The 16,697-nt window shown below is 66.6% G+C and carries 18 protein-coding genes and 3 tRNA genes; 12 read left to right on the forward strand and 9 right to left on the reverse strand.

The annotated features are described in order from the left end of the window. The 3 genes from ACO2RV_RS07860 to ACO2RV_RS07870 form a co-directional block, all read right to left on the reverse strand. Window positions 1-358: GTP-binding protein (locus tag ACO2RV_RS07860; RefSeq protein WP_423291576.1), on the reverse strand; the 358-nt coding region annotated here is incomplete at its 3' end. A gap of 166 nt (window positions 359-524) precedes the next feature. Then, window positions 525-598 (reverse strand) — tRNA-Gly (locus ACO2RV_RS07865). 33 nt (window positions 599-631) lie between these two features. Then, window positions 632-716: transfer RNA gene (locus tag ACO2RV_RS07870), tRNA-Tyr, on the reverse strand. A gap of 214 nt (window positions 717-930) precedes the next feature. On the opposite strand from ACO2RV_RS07870, the gene rlmB reads away from it, so the two are divergent. Next, window positions 931-1,788, forward strand: coding sequence for a 23S rRNA (guanosine(2251)-2'-O)-methyltransferase RlmB (gene rlmB, locus ACO2RV_RS07875; protein ID WP_423291578.1), 858 nt, complete (start codon window positions 931-933; stop codon window positions 1,786-1,788). Between the two features lie 350 nt (window positions 1,789-2,138). Next, window positions 2,139-3,812, forward strand: a complete 1,674-nt coding sequence (locus tag ACO2RV_RS07880; protein ID WP_423291580.1) for an MFS transporter — start codon at window positions 2,139-2,141, stop codon at window positions 3,810-3,812. 114 nt (window positions 3,813-3,926) lie between these two features. Here ACO2RV_RS07880 and ACO2RV_RS07885 read toward each other — a convergent pair whose 3' ends face one another. The 4 genes from ACO2RV_RS07885 to ACO2RV_RS07900 all read right to left on the reverse strand — a co-directional run bounded on the left by ACO2RV_RS07885 (window position 3,927) and on the right by ACO2RV_RS07900 (window position 6,264). Beyond that, window positions 3,927-4,268, reverse strand: a complete 342-nt coding sequence (locus ACO2RV_RS07885) for a RidA family protein (RefSeq protein WP_423291582.1) — start codon at window positions 4,266-4,268, stop codon at window positions 3,927-3,929. Window positions 4,269-4,379: 111 nt separating this feature from the next. Beyond that, complete coding sequence (locus ACO2RV_RS07890) at window positions 4,380-5,006, reverse strand: OmpA family protein (protein WP_423291584.1); 627 nt, start codon at window positions 5,004-5,006, stop codon at window positions 4,380-4,382. A gap of 34 nt (window positions 5,007-5,040) precedes the next feature. Then, entirely contained in the window at window positions 5,041-5,463 is a 423-nt protein-coding gene (locus ACO2RV_RS07895) for a hypothetical protein (RefSeq protein WP_423291586.1), read from the reverse strand. 174 nt (window positions 5,464-5,637) lie between these two features. Then, on the reverse strand, window positions 5,638-6,264 hold the full coding sequence (locus tag ACO2RV_RS07900) for an FkbM family methyltransferase (RefSeq protein WP_423291588.1): 627 nt from the start codon (window positions 6,262-6,264) through the stop codon (window positions 5,638-5,640). Between the two features lie 179 nt (window positions 6,265-6,443). On the opposite strand from ACO2RV_RS07900, the gene ACO2RV_RS07905 reads away from it, so the two are divergent. The 3 genes from ACO2RV_RS07905 (at window position 6,444) to ACO2RV_RS07915 (ending at window position 8,223) form a co-directional block, all read left to right on the forward strand. Continuing rightward, a tRNA-Thr gene (locus ACO2RV_RS07905) sits at window positions 6,444-6,518 on the forward strand. A 110-nt stretch (window positions 6,519-6,628) separates the two neighbouring features. Then, a complete protein-coding gene (locus ACO2RV_RS07910) occupies window positions 6,629-7,261 on the forward strand; it encodes a hypothetical protein (protein WP_423291590.1) in 633 nt (210 codons plus the stop codon). Window positions 7,262-7,482: 221 nt separating this feature from the next. Then, on the forward strand, window positions 7,483-8,223 hold the full coding sequence (locus ACO2RV_RS07915) for a hypothetical protein (RefSeq protein ID WP_423291592.1): 741 nt from the start codon (window positions 7,483-7,485) through the stop codon (window positions 8,221-8,223). 86 nt (window positions 8,224-8,309) lie between these two features. Here the strand turns inward: ACO2RV_RS07915 and ACO2RV_RS07920 are convergent, their stop codons facing one another. Then, a complete protein-coding gene (locus tag ACO2RV_RS07920) occupies window positions 8,310-8,999 on the reverse strand; it encodes a sulfite oxidase-like oxidoreductase (protein ID WP_423291594.1) in 690 nt (229 codons plus the stop codon). Between the two features lie 96 nt (window positions 9,000-9,095). Next, complete coding sequence (locus tag ACO2RV_RS07925; RefSeq protein ID WP_423291596.1) at window positions 9,096-9,833, reverse strand: TerC family protein; 738 nt, start codon at window positions 9,831-9,833, stop codon at window positions 9,096-9,098. A gap of 442 nt (window positions 9,834-10,275) precedes the next feature. Here ACO2RV_RS07925 and ACO2RV_RS07930 point away from each other — a divergent pair, with 442 nt between their 5' ends. From ACO2RV_RS07930 to ACO2RV_RS07960, 7 genes are all read left to right on the forward strand, one after another. Then, entirely contained in the window at window positions 10,276-11,403 is a 1,128-nt protein-coding gene (locus tag ACO2RV_RS07930; protein WP_423291598.1) for an extracellular solute-binding protein, read from the forward strand. A gap of 188 nt (window positions 11,404-11,591) precedes the next feature. Then, window positions 11,592-12,668, forward strand: a complete 1,077-nt coding sequence (locus ACO2RV_RS07935; protein WP_423291600.1) for an ABC transporter ATP-binding protein — start codon at window positions 11,592-11,594, stop codon at window positions 12,666-12,668. Next, window positions 12,661-13,698, forward strand: coding sequence for an ABC transporter permease (locus tag ACO2RV_RS07940; RefSeq protein WP_423291602.1), 1,038 nt, complete (start codon window positions 12,661-12,663; stop codon window positions 13,696-13,698). Before ACO2RV_RS07935 ends, ACO2RV_RS07940 begins: the two co-directional genes overlap by 8 nt. Continuing rightward, on the forward strand, window positions 13,695-14,492 hold the full coding sequence (locus ACO2RV_RS07945; RefSeq protein WP_423291604.1) for an ABC transporter permease: 798 nt from the start codon (window positions 13,695-13,697) through the stop codon (window positions 14,490-14,492). Before ACO2RV_RS07940 ends, ACO2RV_RS07945 begins: the two co-directional genes overlap by 4 nt. A 166-nt stretch (window positions 14,493-14,658) precedes the next feature. Further along, the gene (locus ACO2RV_RS07950; protein WP_423291606.1) at window positions 14,659-15,255 is read left to right on the forward strand and encodes an outer membrane beta-barrel protein; all 597 of its coding nucleotides are present in this window, start codon (window positions 14,659-14,661) and stop codon (window positions 15,253-15,255) included. Between the two features lie 110 nt (window positions 15,256-15,365). Further along, entirely contained in the window at window positions 15,366-16,355 is a 990-nt protein-coding gene (locus tag ACO2RV_RS07955; protein WP_423292051.1) for an MBL fold metallo-hydrolase, read from the forward strand. 93 nt (window positions 16,356-16,448) lie between these two features. Further along, a complete protein-coding gene (locus ACO2RV_RS07960; RefSeq protein ID WP_423291608.1) occupies window positions 16,449-16,697 on the forward strand; it encodes a DUF3297 family protein in 249 nt (82 codons plus the stop codon).

Consider the following 16,697-nt stretch of genomic DNA (forward strand, 5'->3'; position numbering starts at 1 on the left):
TGTGCTCGCGGGTCTGCGGCATCGGGCCGTCCGCCGCCGACACCACCAGGATCGCGCCGTCCATCTGCGCCGCGCCGGTGATCATGTTCTTCACATAGTCGGCGTGGCCGGGGCAGTCGACGTGGGCATAGTGACGGTTCGACGTCTCGTACTCGACGTGAGCGGTCGAGATCGTGATGCCGCGCGCCTTCTCTTCCGGCGCCTTGTCGATCTGGTCGTACGCCGTGAACGTCGCCCCGCCCGATTCCGCAAGAACCTTCGTGATCGCCGCCGTCAGCGACGTCTTGCCATGGTCAACATGGCCGATCGTCCCAATGTTGCAGTGAGGCTTCGAACGGTTGAACTTCTCTTTGGCCATGGCTCTTTTTTCCTTCAGCGACGTCCCGAGGTCGCGAAAAATCGGGGCGTGGGATAGGCGGTTTCCCGCAATTCCGCAAGAGCCGCGTTGACGGCGAATCGCGCGCGGCCCGCGCAGCGGTCCGTCGGCGGCGGATAAGACGCAGAATGTCGCGGCATCAGGGGAGTGGAGCGGGTGAAGGGAATCGAACCCTCGTCATCAGCTTGGAAGGCTGTTGCTCTACCATTGAGCTACACCCGCGAGGTACCGTGGCAAGCATAACGAAGAGCGACGTGGTGGGGGAGGTAGGACTCGAACCTACGAAGGCATAGCCAGCGGATTTACAGTCCGCCCCCTTTGCCGCTCGGGACACTCCCCCTCGCACGTCGGTCGCGCCCGGCACGCTAGAGGCACCAGTCGGTCGACCTGTCCGGGCCCCGGTGGCGTGAAGCTCCGGTACCCGTGCGGCCGGCTTTATGGTGAGGTGCCCCTGCCCTGTCAACCCCGATCGGCCCGCCATCCCCCGCGCCGTCTCCCGCCGGCCCGAACGGATGAAATTGCAAAGCCGCGCGCGGCGTGACAGAAGCGGCGGCATGAACGACCAATTCCGCCGCCCGCCCGGAAAGCCGCCGGGACGCCCTTCCCGCCCGACGAAGCCTCGCTTCGGCGGCAGTGGACCGCGCGGCGACGACCGGCGCGAGCGGCCCGCGGGCCGACCCTTCGGCGAGTGGCCCGACGACGTCGCCATCCTCTACGGTTTTCACAGCGTCACCGAGGCGTTGCGCAATCCACAGCGCCGCATCCGCCGCCTGCTGGCGACCGAGAATGCGCTGAAACGGCTGCAGGACGAATCGGTCCCGCTCAAGGTCGAGCCGCAGCTGGTGCGCCCCGGCGAGATCGACCGCCTGCTCGAATCGGACGCGGTGCATCAGGGCCTGTTCGCCGAGTGCGATCCCCTGCCCTCGCTCGATCTCGCGACGGCGGCCGAGAACGACCTCATCCTGGTGCTCGACCAGATCACCGACCCGCACAATGTCGGCGCGATCGTCCGCTCGGCGGCGGCGCTCAAGGTCGGGGCCATCGTCACCACGGCGCGCCACAGTCCGGCGGCGACCGGCGTGCTCGCCAAGAGTGCCAGCGGCGGGCTGGAGCATGTGCCGTTCTGCTTCGTCGGCAACCTCGCCCGCGCGCTGGAAGACCTGAAGAAGCGCGGCGTGCAGGTGGTCGGCCTCGACAGCGAGGGCCCGGCCGATCTCGTCGACACCAGGCTGCGCGCGCCGGTGGCGCTCGTGCTCGGGGCGGAGGGCAAGGGCCTGCGCCAGCTCACCCGCCAGACCTGCGATACGCTGGCGCGCATCGACCTGCCCGGCGCCATCGTCAGCCTCAACGTCTCCAACGCCGCCGTGCTGGCCCTGCACATCGCCCGGCGCGCCATCGCCGCGCGCGGCTGAGCCCCCCTCCGGAGCGAGGCTCCATCGGGCGCGCGCTCAGTCCCGTCGCATGTGGCGGGACGTTACGACCAATTGCCAATCGTCAAACCGGGCGGTTTTCGCCAAGCTTTCCTTTGAGGCAGCGCAGGAGTCGAAGAATTCCGCGTGCCACGGATCCGGGGAACGGCGCAGCTAGGTAGTGGCGCGCCGTCTTCGGGAGGAAACAGCCCGAGCGACAGGTGTTCCCAAGGAACTCCCAAACTCGACCGACATGACTGGCGCAGCTCCATTCCGGAGCTCGAGTTTTTCACGCGTGCCCGGCAGCACGCGTCTGGATTTTCGCGCGACTTTTTCTGGGGAAGGGAACGAACATGAGCGTAACAACGGCAGGACCGGCCGCGAAGGCCGGACCGATGACGCCGGAGGAGAGAAAGGTCATCATCGCCTCCTCCGCCGGCACAGTCTTCGAATGGTACGATTTCTACCTTGCGGGCTCGCTCGCGGCCAATATCGCCGCGACCTTCGTGCCCGGCACCAACGACACGGCGAAGTTCATCTTCGTGCTGTTCGGCTTCGCCGCCGGCTTCGCGGTGCGTCCCTTCGGCGCGCTGTTCTTCGGCCGCCTCGGCGACCTCATCGGTCGCAAATACACCTTCCTTGTCACCATGACGCTCATGGGCATCGCCACCTTCATGGTCGGCCTGCTGCCCAGCTACGACACCATCGGCTATGCCGCTCCGGCGATCTTCATCGCCTGCCGCCTCGCCCAGGGCCTCGCCCTCGGCGGTGAGTATGGCGGTGCCGCGACCTATGTCGCCGAGCACGCCCCGCACGGGCGCCGCGGCTTCTACACGTCGTGGATTCAGACCACCGCAACGGTCGGCCTGTTCCTGTCGCTGCTGGTCATCCTGACGCTGCGCCTCTCCATGACGCCGGAAGACTTCAACGCTTGGGGCTGGCGCGTTCCGTTCCTGCTGTCGATCATCCTGCTCGGCTTCTCGATCTGGATCCGCTTGCAACTGAACGAATCCCCTGCCTTCCAGAAGATGAAGGCCGAGGGCACCCGCTCGAAGGCGCCACTCACCGAGGCCTTCGGCCGCTGGAAGAACGCCAAGATCGCCCTTATCGCGCTGTTCGGCGGCACTGCCGGCCAGGCAGTCGTCTGGTACACCGGGCAGTTCTACGCCCTGTTCTTCCTGACGCAGACACTGAAGGTGGACGGCACGACGGCAAACCTGCTCATCGCCGCCGGCCTGCTGATCGGCACGCCGTTCTTCATCCTGTTCGGCTGGCTGTCGGACAAGATCGGCCGCAAGCCGATCCTGATCGCTGGCTGCCTCATCGCAGCGGCGACCTACTTCCCGCTGTTCGAGAACATCGCCCGCATCGCCAACCCGAAGCTCATCGCGGCGACGGAGAACGTGAAGATCGACATCACGGCCGATCCGGCGAGCTGCGGCACGCTGTTCGACCCCGTCGGCGTGCGCGTCTTCACCCGGCCCTGCGACGTCTACCGCCGCACCCTGGCGACCAACTCGATGCATTACGAGCTGAAGGCCGGTGCCGCCGGTTCGCCGCTCGTCGCCAGCGTCAACGGCACCGACGTCGTCATCCCTGACACCGACAAGGCCGGCGCGGCGATCGTCGCGGCAGCGCAGACGGCCGGCTACCCGAAGGTCGGCGACCCGTCGATCCTGAAGCAGCCGACCATTGCCGGCGTGCTCAGCGACAGCCGCTCGCTCACGGTCATCGGCCTGCTGTTCATCCTCGTCCTCTACGTGACGATGGTGTACGGCCCGATCGCCGCCCTGCTCGTCGAGCTGTTCCCGACGCGCATCCGCTACACCGGCATGTCGCTGCCCTACCACATCGGCAATGGCTGGTTCGGTGGCTTCCTGCCACCCACCGCCTTCGCCATCGTGGCGGCAACCGGCAACATCTTCTCGGGCCTCTGGTACCCGATCGTCATCGCCATCATGACGGTGGTTATCGCCATCATCTTCCTGCCGGAGACCAAGGACCGGAACCTCGAGGACTGGCACTAGCCGCCTCCCGGCTCCGTCCTCGGGTGGAGCCGCCTTGAGAATGCAAAAGGCCCCGTCTCGCGACGGGGCCTTTCTTTTGTCGGCTGCCGGCCGGGGCCAACGCAGCGCAATGCTTCAGAGCGTCGCGGTGACGACGATCTCGACCTTGTAGGCCGGGGTGGCGAGCGCCGCCTCGACCGTGGCGCGGGCCGGCGTGTGGCCGGGCGCGACCCACTTGTCCCACTCCGCATTCATCTCGGCGAAAGTGGAGATGTCGGCGAGGTAGATCGTGGTGGTCAGCAGCTTGGTCTTGTCGCTGCCGGCCGCCGCCAGCAGCGCGTCGATCTGGCCGAGCACCGCCTTGGTCTGGGCGGCAACGCCCTCGCCCGCCGCCACCTGGCCGGCGAGATAGACGACGGAGCCGTGCACCACGGCCTGGCTCATGCGCGGGCCGATCTCGATTCTCTTGATGCTCATCTCAGCGAAACTCTGTGTTCAAAAGGAAAGGCCGTCCGGCGCGGAGCGCACCGGACGGCCTTGGTAGCACAGAGAACTGGCGGGGCGTACCGCCCCGTCCTCCCTCCTAGATCACTGCGGGTTGGTCCAGGCCTTCCCCATCGGCCCCATCGTGCCGATGTTGAAGATCTGCACGCGGCGGTTGATCGGATCGTCCGGCTTGCCCGGCACCTGAAGCGCTTCCTGGCCGAGGCCGAGGGCTTCCAGGCGGTCGGGCGAGATGCGGAACAGCACGACCAGCGCCTGCACGATGGCCTCCGCGCGCTCCTGGCTAAGCTTCAGATTGTAGGCGCGGGTGCCGGTCGCGTCGGTGTTGCCGACCACGACGAACTTGTAGTTCCACAGGATCGGGTGGTGCATGGCATCGGCGATCGAGCCCAGGGTCCCGTAGGACTCAGGGCGGATGATCGACGAGTTGAGCGCGAACTGGATCTGCACGGTGATCTGCGCCAGCTTGTCGAGCTTCTTGGCGATCGCCGACTTGTCGACGCCCAACGGCTGGTTCTGCGCCACCGCGTCCTGCGCCATCTTGCGCAGCAGGGCGACGGTGAGCGAGGGATCGTCATTGGTGACGCTGGAGAGTCCCTGCAGGATCTGCGTGTTCGAAATGTCGGTCTGGGCCACGGCGCCGGTGGCGAGCGGCGCGGCGAGCACGGCGGCGAGAGCCATGCCCCCGACGAGGCGGGTGAAGCGGGTCATGTTCTGTCTCTTTCCCTGAGCGTTGCCGTGTTCGTCAGTTGGCCCAACCGGCGTCGATCAGCGTCTGCTTGCAGGCAGGACGCACGACCTTCACCGAGTCCAGCAGACAGTCGAGGATGTTGGCATCGCCCGGCTTCACACCTGAGCAGAACTGCTGCGCGCTCGCCGAGCACGCCTGCCCGGCGGCGGCCTGCGCCGCGACGCGCTTGGCAATCGCGGTCTGCACCGCCGCGAAATCGTCGAAGCACTGGCGCGGCACCTGGTCCTGGTGCTGCTGCAGGCACTGCTGGACCTGCCCGGTGCCAATGTTCACCTTCGCGCAGAAGCGCTCGATGGAAGGGCCGCAGCTCTTGGCGATAAGAGCGCCGGCCTGTGCGTAGCTCATGGTCTGTGCCGATGCCGTGCCGGCCATGCCGGCGAGCATCAGGGCCCCGAGCGCGAAAATAGTCCCCTTCATAGCAATCTTCCGCCTCCCAAGCGAACTGTCCCGGCCTCGTGAGCGGCCGGCCCCCTGACTCAGCGAGCACCGCCGAGCCTGAGGTGAATCGTCTCGCAGATGGCGCCCCTCGGCGCAATCGGGGATTTGCGTCGCAGGGTCACGTTCGGCTTGCGCGCGAGGGCGGAGCGGCCTTCAGACGTGGTAATGGTACATATGCGCGTCGGTCATCTCGCCGACATAGCCCCATTCCCGCAACAGGGCGTCCACCGGCTCGATATCGTCGAGCAATTCGATGAGAATGTGCGGCCTGCAGCGCCGGATCGTGGCCTCGCCACCCCGGAGCATGTCCAGTTCGGAGCGCTCGACATCGATCTTGATCGCGGCGAGCTCGGCGAGACCCACATCGTCGAGCGACAGCGTGCTGGCGGAGGCGATGGCCGCCCCCTCGCCGACGATGCTCGCCGCCGAGTTGAGCCCGGTCTTGCCCTTGATGTCGATCCGTCGACCCGACAGGCGGGCCAGCGCGTGCGGATGCACGACAACCTGGCCGATCTGGTTCAGGCCCAGATTGGCCAGCAGGCGCGGGACGACGATCGGGTTGGCCTCGAAGGCATGCACCCGCGCCGCGCCGTTCACGGCGGCGAGGATGGAATAGAAGCCGGTATAGGCTCCCGCATCGACGAAGGTGCCGCCCTTGCGCGCCAGTTCCTTCCAGAGCCGACGCGACACCGGCTCGAAACCCATGGAACGCCTTCCCTCCGCCGAAACGACATTGTCGCCGTCGGCGATCAGCTTCACGCCGTCAAGCACTTCAAACATGCACTGGCACCTCGATAGGGTATGTCGCGCGCACAGTGGCGTCGCCCGCCGCCCGCGTAAACCGCCGATCGGCCCGGAACCGGCGGCGCGACGATCTTGACCCGGAGGCGACCATCGGCGAAGAGAACCGCACGGACCCGAAAGAGCTGGTGGAAGCGACGCCAGCCGGGCCCGGGAAAGCCGGATTAGCACAGCGGTAGTGCAGCGGTTTTGTAAACCGAAGGTCGGGGGTTCGATCCCCTCATCCGGCACCATTTTCTCTTCCGGCGCCCTTGCTGGCTTGCCAGCGAACTTTCCTGGCGCGGGCGCGTTCCTCTCCAGCCGCGCGAATCGCGCGGCGGCAAGCGACGAGGAGAGCCTCTCCATGCGACCCGCCGCCCCCACCTCCCCGCCGCCCTTATCAAAGCGGATCGGGCGAACGAATGCGGGGGTCCTGCCTCTGCTGGCGGTTCTCGTGGCGTCGGTGGTGAATGGCCCCCCGGCGGCGGCCCAGGAGGAGGGCGCGCCGCGCGCCGGCCTGACGATCCTGCTGCTGAACGGGCTCGGCGTCCGCGCCGGCAATGCCGGCATCGGCCTCAACCCGCTCGCCCGGCGCCTGTGGCGTGCCGGCTACGACGTCTATGTCGACAGCCATGCGATGGGCCGCAGCGCGGGAGTGGTCCCGGACGTTATCATCGGCCATTCGATGGGCGGCGTCGCCGGGTTGCGGCTCGCCGCGCGCCTCGCGGCCTATGGCGCACCCGAACCCGTGGTCATCACCATCGACGCCGCCCCCGCCGCGCCGCCCTGCCCCGTGAGCCGCTGCTACGCCATTCGTGGCCCCGGCTTCGGCCCCGTGGCCGGCGCGGTCAACATCACCGCCCGCGCACTGGGGGCACGGGCAAGCAGCCACCTCCGGCTGCCGGCCCACCCCGCGGTCGAGAACTACATCCTCGCGCGGGTGGTCGAACGGCCGCCGTCACCCGTTCTCTCGTCCGATATGCTCGTCGACGAGTGACCGGATCCGGGCCATGGCCGACCCTCGGGCGCCGCGATCTGCCCCGCCGAGAATCCGCGTCATTTCTTTCGCGTAAGGCACTGAGATTCCCGCGAATCAGCTATGTTGTTTCAAATCTCAGGGGATCTGGGGATTCCGATATGCAATCGAAGTGGCGTGCACCCGCGTGCTATGTCGGCGTCGCCGTCATATGCGCCTTGTATCTAGCGGTGGTGCCTGGTGTGAGCATCACCGATATCGCCGCCGGCGCGGGCCTCGGCGCCGCCGTCATGTGGGCGATCAACGAGTGGGAAACCGGCAAGTGGAACGTGGCCGTGCCGGGAACGGCCGTCGCGGCCACCGCGCCGCTGGTCGCCGCCAATGCCCCGGTGGCTGCTGTTGCCGCATCGGCACCCGCCGCTGCGGCGGAGACAGCGATGACCACCACACCGCCTGAACTCGAGCCGCGCCATCGCGTCGATTCCGGCGTTGCCACGGCGGAGACGCTGGCGAAGTGGGAAGTCGACGAGAAGGAGCCGAGCTGGGATCCGTCGGCGCTGGCCGAGACCTGGGCCAAGCTGCGCCGCGAGCTCTCCACCACCCGTCCTGCCCGCCCCGCCGTCGCTCCCGATCTGCCGCGCACCGCGCAGCTCGCCAAGGGACCGATCGCCAAGGGACCGATCAGCGGCAGGCCGTCCACGACTTCTTCGACGGGTATCGGCGCCAGCCAGGCCGCCAAGGCTCCGCTCGGCAGCCTCGCCAAAGCCTATGCTTCCAACCAGCGGCCATCCGGCACGTCCGGCAGCTATGCGGGCAGCACGGTGAGCAAGCCTTCCTACACCAGCACGACCGGGCATTCCGGCTCATCCGGAACCTCGCTCTCCGGCAGCTCCTCGACGCCGCCGCGCAAGGTGGCCAGCGCCGGCGAGCCGGCGCGCCAGACCGGCAGCTTCCTGCGCCCGGGCACCTCGCGCCCGCGCTGAGCCGCTCGGCTCGACATAAAAAGCCCGGCCGGTTCATCCCCGGCCGGGCTTTTTGTTGTCTGGCCGGCGCGCAACCCCATCGCCGCTCACTCGTCGTCGGAATAGCGCTCCTCCAGCCACGGATCGGCGTGGTTATGGTAGCCGCGCTCTTCCCAGAAGCCGCGCTGGTCGGCGGTGCGGAACTCGATCTGCTTGAGCCACTTGGCGCTCTTCCAGAAATACAGATGCGGCACGACGAGGCGCACCGGCCCGCCATGCTCCACCGTGAGCGGCTCGCCCTCCCAGCTATGCACCACCAGCGCATCCTCGGCGGCAAAATCCTCCAGCGCGAGATTGGTGGTGTAGCCGTCATGTGAGTGCAGCACGACATGGGTCGCGCCGGCCTTCGGCATCACGATGTCGAGCAGGTCGCGCGTCGCCACGCCTTCCCAGCGATTGTCGTAGCGCGACCAGGTGGTGACGCAGTGGATGTCCGTCACTTCGCTGGTTTGCTTCTGCGCCCGGAAAGCGGCCCAGTCCCAAGACACGGGCTGCTCCACCTCGCCGGTCACGTCCAGCCGCCAGTGATCGAGGGGAATGCGTGGCTGCAGGCCCAAATCGAGTACCGGCCAGTCGCGCACCAGATGCTGGCCGGGCGGCAGCCGGTCGCTCTCGGGCCGAGCGACACGGCCGGTGAGGAACTTGCCCTCCCGCGCCCAGCGCTGCTTGGTCGTGGTCAGCTTGCTGTCGGCCGGCAAGGCCTCGCCGCTCGCGGGCGGATCGCTGTCCTGCGTCATGGATCGGGCTCCGTGAAAGATCGCGCGGGATCCTAGCACTATCCGGCGGCGTGTCGTTTCCGATCGCCACGCCGCCGGATCAAGCCGTGTCAGCCCTCAGTGCGCGCCGGCACGCCGGCGCCGCTGGATCATGTTCAGGGCTTCGACACCGGCCGAGAACGCCATGGCGGTGTAGATATAGCCCTTGGACACATGCGCGCCGAAGCCCTCGGCGATGAGCGTGGTGCCGATCAGCAGCAGGAAGCCGAGCGCCAGCATCACGATCGTCGGGTTCTTGTTGATGAAGTTGGCGAGCGGGCCCGCCGCCAGCAGCATGGTCAGCACCGCGAAGACGACCGCGACCACCATGATCGGGATATGCTCGGTCATGCCGACGGCCGTGATGATGCTGTCGACCGAGAAGACCAGATCGAGGATCAGGATCTGCACGATGGCGGCGCTGAAGCTCACCTTCAGCAGCCCCCCCTCCATTGCCACCTGCTCGTCATGCGGCGCCATGTTGTGATGGATCTCCTTGGTCGCCTTCCACACCAGGAAGAGGCCGCCGGCGATCAGGATCATATCGCGCCACGAGAAGGCCTGGCCGAACACGGTCAGCACCGGCTCGGTGAGCTGGACGATGAACGCCACCGTGCTGAGCAGGCCGAGGCGCATGATCAGCGCCAGGCCGATGCCGATCCGCCGGGCCCGCGGCCGGATATCCTCGGGCAGCTTGTTGGTCAGGATGGAGATGAACAGAAGGTTGTCGATACCGAGCACCACCTCCATCGCGATGAGGGTGATAAGCGCCGCCCAGGCCGCCGGGCTGGCGGCAAGTTCCATCAGATATTCCACCGGATCACTCCCCCGAGATCGACACGACGTGACGATAGCCGCGCGTCAACGCGCGACAACCGTTTAGGGATGCAAAGGAAGGGAAAAGAGGGGTCATCTTCGAACACGATTCCAGCCGGCGCGACATCGGAAGCGATCCGACATCACGCGAACGCCGGCTCGGCTCGCGTCAGAGGGGCCCGGATCAACGGGTGCGCAAAACTTAAGGCACCTGTGCCGACTTGCCAGCGCTCTCGACATGACAGATTGTCGCACCCTGGCACGGTGCCGGAATGCTGGATCGCCATTGAAGGAAGTCGACAAGGTCGCTGTTGAAATCCGACAGCCGCTCTCGGCTTGCTCACAGGTGCTTCCGGCCGTCCAAAGCTCGTGTCATCGTTCGTTCATCGCCACTCACTAGAGCGGACGCAGTTTCGCCCCAGAGGGCTCAGGGAGGTTCAGAATGACCCGTTTTTCCCGCCGTGACATGATGAAGGCTGGCGCCTTCGCGCTGGCCGCGCCGGCCGTGCTGCGCGCCCATGATGCGCTCGCCTCGTCCGGCTCCGTCGATGTCTACGCCTGGGGTGACTACTTCGACAAGAACACCCTGCTGGCGGACTTCACCAATGCCACCGGCGTCAAGGTGAACCTCTCGACCTACGGCTCGAACGAGGAGGCCGAGAACAAGCTGCGCGCCGCCGGCGGCAAGGGCTTCGACCTGCTCTTCCCTTCGGTCGACACCGGCCCGAACTACTACAAGGACAACCTGCTGCAGCCGATCGACGAGACCAAGTTCAAGGCCGCGCAGGTCATCCCGTCGATCTACCGCAACTCGCTCACCCTCGGCGCGGCCTATCGCGGCAAGCGCTACCTCGTGCCGTTCGACTGGGGCACGGAAGGCGTCACCTGGGATTCCTCGAAGTTCCCGGGCAAGAAGTCGGGCGATATCTCCTATGGCGATATGTGGCTCGCCGATCACCCCAAGCAGACCGCCATCCGTCAGAAGTCGGTGTTCAACGGCGTCGCTCTCTATCTCGACGCCACCGGCGAATTGCCGTCCAATCGCGGCCTCGACCTCTACAAGTCGGAAGCCGAGAGCCGCCGCGTGTTCGAGGGCGTGCTGAAGTACATCCTCGCCCATAAGGGCAATATCGGCGCCTACTGGAACAACGCCACCGAAGCGACCGCCGCCTTCACCGACGCCGGCGCGACCATCGGCCAGACGTGGGACACCACGGGCATCATGCTGCACCGCAAGACCGACAAGAAGTGGCGCTATGGCATGCCCAAGGAAGGCGGCCTCGCCTGGACCGACACGCTGGCCATTCCCGCCGGCGCGGCGAATCTCGAGCAGGCCTATGCGCTGGCGAACTTCCTCTACCAGCCCGAGATCGGCGCCAAGTTCGCCAACACCACCGGCTACAACAGCGCCGCGGTCGGCGCCGGCCAGTTCCTCTCGGCCGAAGCCCGAGAGGATTTCGAAGCGGCCTATCCGGCCGGCACCATCGACAACCTGTTCTGGTGGCCGATGCAGACCGACTTCTACGCCAAGCTGCGCGCCGAATACGTCGAGAAGCTGACCAACAGCTGATGCGAGGGGGCCGGCGCGCCCGGCCCTCCAACATCGCTGAACCACGTCATCCCCGGGCTGGTCCCGGGGATCCTCGTCTTATCCCATGCCATGTCCTATCGTTGCCGGGCTCTTCCCGACGATGACGCGGACGGCGCCGGCCGCCGGCCAACCTCTCCCACTCGCCGACCCTTCCGAAGGTATCGCCCATGCGCGGCAAGGACGTCCGTCTCGACAAGGTATCGATCCGTTTCGGCGATGCGACCGCGGTCCAGCCGACGGACCTCTCCATCCATGCCGGCGAGTTCTTCTCCATTCTCGGCCCCTCCGGCTGCGGCAAGACCACGATCCTGCGCACCGTGTCGGGCTTCATCCAGCCGACCGAGGGCCGCGTGCTCATCGGTGGCGAGGACATGGCCGGCAAGGGGCCGAACGAGCGCCCCACCGCGCTGATCTTCCAGAACCTCGCGCTGTTCCCGTTGATGAGCGTCGCCGAGAATGTCGCCTTCGGCCTGGAGGCGCGCGGCGTCTCCAAGAAGGATCGCCTGCGGCGTGCGCAGGAACTGCTGGAGCTGGTCGCGCTCGGCCAGTTCGGCGACAAAAGGCCCGCCGATCTGTCCGGCGGCCAGCGCCAGCGCGTCGCCATCGCCCGCGCGCTGGCGGTCGAGCCTTCCGTGCTGCTGCTCGACGAGCCGCTCTCGGCGCTGGACCTGAAGCTGCGCCAGCACATGCGCACCGAATTGCGCGCCATCCAGAAGCGGGTCGGCATCACTTTCATCTACATCACCCACGACCAGGGCGAGGCGCTCGCCATGTCGGACCGCGTGGCGGTGATGAGCCGTGGTCGGCTGGAGCAGGTGGCCGATGCCGACACGCTCTATGCCGACCCCGCCACGCCGTTCGTCGCCACCTTCGTCGGCGAGCAGAACGTGCTCAAGGGCACCGTCGCCGGCATCGCCGACGAGGTCACCGTGGTGGAGACCCCGGTCGGGCGCATCACCGGCCGCGCCAAGGGCGCGCTCAAGGTCGGCGACGCCGCCCATGTCATGGTGCGCCCGGAGCGCATCGTGCTGGTCGACGGCAATGAGAATTTCATCCCCGCGCGCCTCGTCTCGCGCAGCCTCGAAGGCCCGTCCGTCAACCTCGTCTGCGCCGCCGCCGGCCACGACTTCACCGTCACCGTCACCAACGGCCCGACCGTGCGCGACCTGCCGGAGGAACTGACGCTCTCCTTCGGCATCGGCGACGCGCTGGTGTTTCCGGCGGGAGTGCTGGCCCATGGGTAGCCTGTCGCGCGCCTATGGCCGGCCGCTCGCTTTGCTGCTGGCGAGCATTCTGGTGGTGTGGGTGCTGGCGCTCATCGTCGTGCCGCTCGGGGCGATGCTACAGCAATCGCTGTGGTGGCAGGATTCCAAGGGCGACGTCTCGCTGACCATCGACCGCCTGTACAACGACATCTCGCTGCTGGAACTCGACCGCAACGCCGAGACCGACGCCGCGAAGAAGGCCGCCTTGGAGGCCCAGATCGCCGCGAAGCAGGCCGAGGCGACCCAGCTCGAAGCGCAGGAAAGCAACCCGCCCCGCAGCTACGGGCTGGCCAATTTCACCCGCATGAGCGGCCTGCACCTCTACATCTTCGTGCGCACCATCATCTACGCGCTGATGGTGACGGCGCTGGCGCTCGTGGTGTGCTACCCCGTCGCCTATGTGGTGGCGCTCGCCTCCGGGCCGCGCAAGGCGGTGATCCTCACCGTCGCGCTCATCGTGCCCTATGCCATCAACGAATTGCTGCGGGTCTATGCCTGGCTGATGATCCTCGACTATCGCGGCGTCATCAACGGCATGCTGGCGTGGATGGGCTTCATCGATCTCGACGCGCGCGAGTGGATTCCATTCCTGGAGAACCCCTCCGCCGTCTTCCTGGCGATGATCTACACTTATGTGCTGTTCATGGTGTTCCCGATGGTGAACACGCTGGAGACGCTGGACCGCAACCAGATCGAGGCCGCCCGCGACCTCGGCGCCTCGACGCTGCGCATCCACCGGCGCGTCATCATCCCCCATGCCAAGCCCGGCATCGCGGTGGGATGCATCATGACCTTCATGCTGTCCGCCGGGTCCTATTCGGTGCCGGCCATCATGACGCGCGGCCAGGGTGGCGACTGGTTCAGCCAGCTCGTCTACCGGCAGTTCTACGAGAGCAACAACTGGAACATGGGCTCGGCCTATGCCGTGTCGCTGCTGGTGGTCTGCACCGCCTTCATCCTTCTCATGATGCGCCTGTTCGGCGTCGGACTGAGGGACATCGCGAAATGAGCACGGCAACCGAGAGCCCCGGCGCCCGGCTGGTGCTCAACATCTATATCGGCCTGTTCGTCCTCTACCTGTTCCTGCCGCTGGCGGTGATGTCGGCAGCGGCGTTCAACAGCTTCGACTACCCCTCGGTGACGCAGTGGCAGGGTTTCACCCTGAAGTGGTTCGTCGCCCTCGCCCATGACCAGCGTCTGTTGCAGGGGCTGGTCAATTCGGTGCTGGTGGCGCTCGGCGTCATCGCGGTGTCGATTCCGGCGGGCCTGTCCGGCGCGCTGATCCTCACTCGCCTGGGGCAACGCTCCGGCACCGTGCTCTATTCGGTGCTGGTCTCGCCGGTGCTGACGCCGGGCATTATCCTCGGCATTTCCAGCCTCATCTTCTGGCGCGAATTCGGCGTGCCGGGCGGGCTGTTCGTCGCGGTCATGGCGCAGTCGAGCTTCATCGCCTCCTACGCCATGCTGCTGTTCCTCGCCCGGTTGCAGCGTCAGGACCGCACGCTGGAGGAGGCCGCGCTAGACCTCGGCGCCAGCCACGGGCTGGTGTTCCGGCGCATCACCCTGCCCTTCCTGGCGCCGACCGCCTTCACGGCGGCGGTTGTCGCCTTCCTCCAGTCCTTCGAGAACTACAACACCACGGTGTTCGCCATTGGCGGCGAGTGGACACTGGTGACCGAGATCGCCTCGCGGCTGCGCTTCGGCCTGTCGCCGGTGATCAATGTGGTCGGCGTCATCTTCGTCGTCCTCACCCTGCTCGCCGCCACCGCCTATGTGTTGCTGAAAGGCAAGCCGAAGCGCTGACGACAAGCCCAAAAGGCCGTCAGCCCGGCACATGATACCGGACCATCCCTACGTATGATTGAGCCTGCCTACGTCGCTCCCTACGCCATCGAATTCACGTTTGTTGAGGGACCGTGGCATGGAGCCGGGGCTTCATGCGACATCCCCGTTCGGCGAGGGGTCTGGGATGACGCGCAACCATCTGTTGCTTCTTGCGGGCGTCGCGGCGCTCGCCATCGGAAGCTCCACCGCCGAGGCGGGGGAAACCAGCATCGGCGGCACCTTCACCACCGAGCGCGCGCCGGATGATTTCGGCGCCACCACCGGCACGGACTGGCAGATCGACGCGGCGCATACCTTCGACAACAAGGTGTCGATCTCCGGCTCGGTCAAATATTACGACACCGCCGGCACATCGAATTCAAAGACCAACGCGCAGATCGGCATCGGCTACACCTATGACCTCGGCAAGCTGGCGTTGACCGGCACGGTCGGCATCGGCCAACATTTCATCCATTCTGACGATTCCGGCAGCTTTCCCTATTATTACATCACGCTCGCCGGAGCGGTCCCGATCAACGAGAAGTGGAGCTGGACCATGTTCCGGCTTCGCTACCGCAACGCTTTCGACACATCGAACGACTACGACACGCCGGAAGTCGCCACCGGCGTCAACTTCAAGCTGGACGCGCATAATACCGTGTCGCTGTTCATCGAACGCGACTGGTCGAACGGCAGTCCCAGCTACAACGGCATCGAGGTCGGCTACCACTATCGCTTCTGAGCCGGCTCACCCGAACGTGAAGTACCGTGCCGTGACCCCGTGACGTTGCGCCACTAGCCTGCGGCGCCGTTTCCCGCCGGGTCGGCCCGCGATTTACGGAGCCAGACATGATGCACGCCTCCCGCCGCCAGCTTCTCATCGGTGCCGCCAGCCTGCCGGTGCTTTCCGCCGCGCTGCCGCTGCTGTCCATGACCGCCGCGCCGGCACGCGCCCAGACCGCTTCGGGCCAGCAGGTGCCGAGCCTCTACCGCTACAAGGTCGGTGACATTGAGGTGACCGTGGCGAATGACGGCGTCCGCACCTTCCCGCTGCCGGACGGCTTCGTGAAGAACGCCAGTCGCGAGGAGGTCAACGCCGCCCTGCAGGCCGGCTTCCTGCCCAAGGACACACTGTCGATCCAGTTCAACCCGCTGCTCATCAATAATGGCGGCAAGCTCACCCTGATCGACACCGGCAACGGCCCGCAGAGCGGCAACTCGACCGTCGGCAAGCTCGGCGCCAATCTCAACTGGGCCGGCGTGAAGCCCGCCGATGTCGACACCGTGGTCATCACCCATTTCCACGCCGACCACATCAACGGCCTGCGCACGGCCGATGGCGGCCTCGCCTTCCCCAATGCCGAGATCCTGGTGCCGGCCGCCGAATGGGCGTTCTGGATGGACGAGGGTCAGATGAGCCGCGCGCCGGAGGGCATGAAGGGCGCGTTCCAGAATGTCCGCCGCGTCTTCAAGGACATAGACAGCCGCGTGAAGCGCTACGAATGGGACAAGGAAGTCGTCCCCGGCCTCACCGCCGTCAACGCGGTCGGCCACACGCCGGGCCACACCGCGCTGGTCCTCGCCTCGGGCAACGACAAGCTGTTCATCCAGGCGGACACCACCAACATCCCGATCCTGTTCGCCGCCAATCCGGAATGGCAGGTGCAGTTCGACATGGATCCGGCCAAGGCCACCGAGACCCGCAAGCGCATCTACGACATGGTTGCCGCCGAGCGCCTGCAGCTGACCGGCTATCACTACCCCTTCCCGGCGACCGGCTTCATCGAGAAGGACGGCACCGGCTATCGCGTCGTGCCGGCGCAGTGGAACCCCGTGCTCTGAGCCCTGCCGCGCCGCCTCTCGCCATGGGCTGGAGGCGGTCCGGCGAGCCTGCTATGTGTCGCGGCTCCGCCTGAACCGAAATGAGTACCCGACATGACCGACATCCTGCCCGACCGCCTCTCCAGCGACCCGATGAGCCCGTTCTACAATGCCGAGCTGCTCGAGCGCGGCGTCGGCATCCGCTTCAAGGGCGTGGAGAAGACCAATGTCGAGGAATATTGCGTCAGCGAGGGCTGGGTCCGCGTCTCCGTCGGCAAGGCCAAGGACCGTGCGGGCAACCCGATGACGGTGAAGCTCCAGGGCCCGGTCGAGCCCTATCTGCGCGAGCCTCCGGCCGCGTGA

This window comes from Ancylobacter sp. VNQ12 (genome assembly GCF_049445835.1).
Lineage (GTDB): Bacteria > Pseudomonadota > Alphaproteobacteria > Rhizobiales > Xanthobacteraceae > Ancylobacter.

Coding starts and splice junctions, on each gene's coding strand:
- ACO2RV_RS07885 (WP_423291582.1), bottom strand. CDS start 4,268: ATGAGCATCAAGAGAATCGAGATCGGCCCGCGCATGAGCCAGGCCGTG.
- ACO2RV_RS07940 (WP_423291602.1), top strand. CDS start 12,661: ATGGGTAGCCTGTCGCGCGCCTATGGCCGGCCGCTCGCTTTGCTGCTG.
- ACO2RV_RS07890 (WP_423291584.1), bottom strand. CDS start 5,006: ATGACCCGCTTCACCCGCCTCGTCGGGGGCATGGCTCTCGCCGCCGTG.
- ACO2RV_RS07950 (WP_423291606.1), top strand. CDS start 14,659: ATGACGCGCAACCATCTGTTGCTTCTTGCGGGCGTCGCGGCGCTCGCC.
- ACO2RV_RS07880 (WP_423291580.1), top strand. CDS start 2,139: ATGAGCGTAACAACGGCAGGACCGGCCGCGAAGGCCGGACCGATGACG.
- ACO2RV_RS07935 (WP_423291600.1), top strand. CDS start 11,592: ATGCGCGGCAAGGACGTCCGTCTCGACAAGGTATCGATCCGTTTCGGC.
- ACO2RV_RS07895 (WP_423291586.1), bottom strand. CDS start 5,463: ATGAAGGGGACTATTTTCGCGCTCGGGGCCCTGATGCTCGCCGGCATG.
- ACO2RV_RS07920 (WP_423291594.1), bottom strand. CDS start 8,999: ATGACGCAGGACAGCGATCCGCCCGCGAGCGGCGAGGCCTTGCCGGCC.
- ACO2RV_RS07960 (WP_423291608.1), top strand. CDS start 16,449: ATGACCGACATCCTGCCCGACCGCCTCTCCAGCGACCCGATGAGCCCG.
- ACO2RV_RS07900 (WP_423291588.1), bottom strand. CDS start 6,264: ATGTTTGAAGTGCTTGACGGCGTGAAGCTGATCGCCGACGGCGACAAT.
- ACO2RV_RS07955 (WP_423292051.1), top strand. CDS start 15,366: ATGCACGCCTCCCGCCGCCAGCTTCTCATCGGTGCCGCCAGCCTGCCG.
- ACO2RV_RS07930 (WP_423291598.1), top strand. CDS start 10,276: ATGACCCGTTTTTCCCGCCGTGACATGATGAAGGCTGGCGCCTTCGCG.
- ACO2RV_RS07945 (WP_423291604.1), top strand. CDS start 13,695: ATGAGCACGGCAACCGAGAGCCCCGGCGCCCGGCTGGTGCTCAACATC.
- ACO2RV_RS07910 (WP_423291590.1), top strand. CDS start 6,629: ATGCGACCCGCCGCCCCCACCTCCCCGCCGCCCTTATCAAAGCGGATC.
- rlmB (WP_423291578.1), top strand. CDS start 931: ATGAACGACCAATTCCGCCGCCCGCCCGGAAAGCCGCCGGGACGCCCT.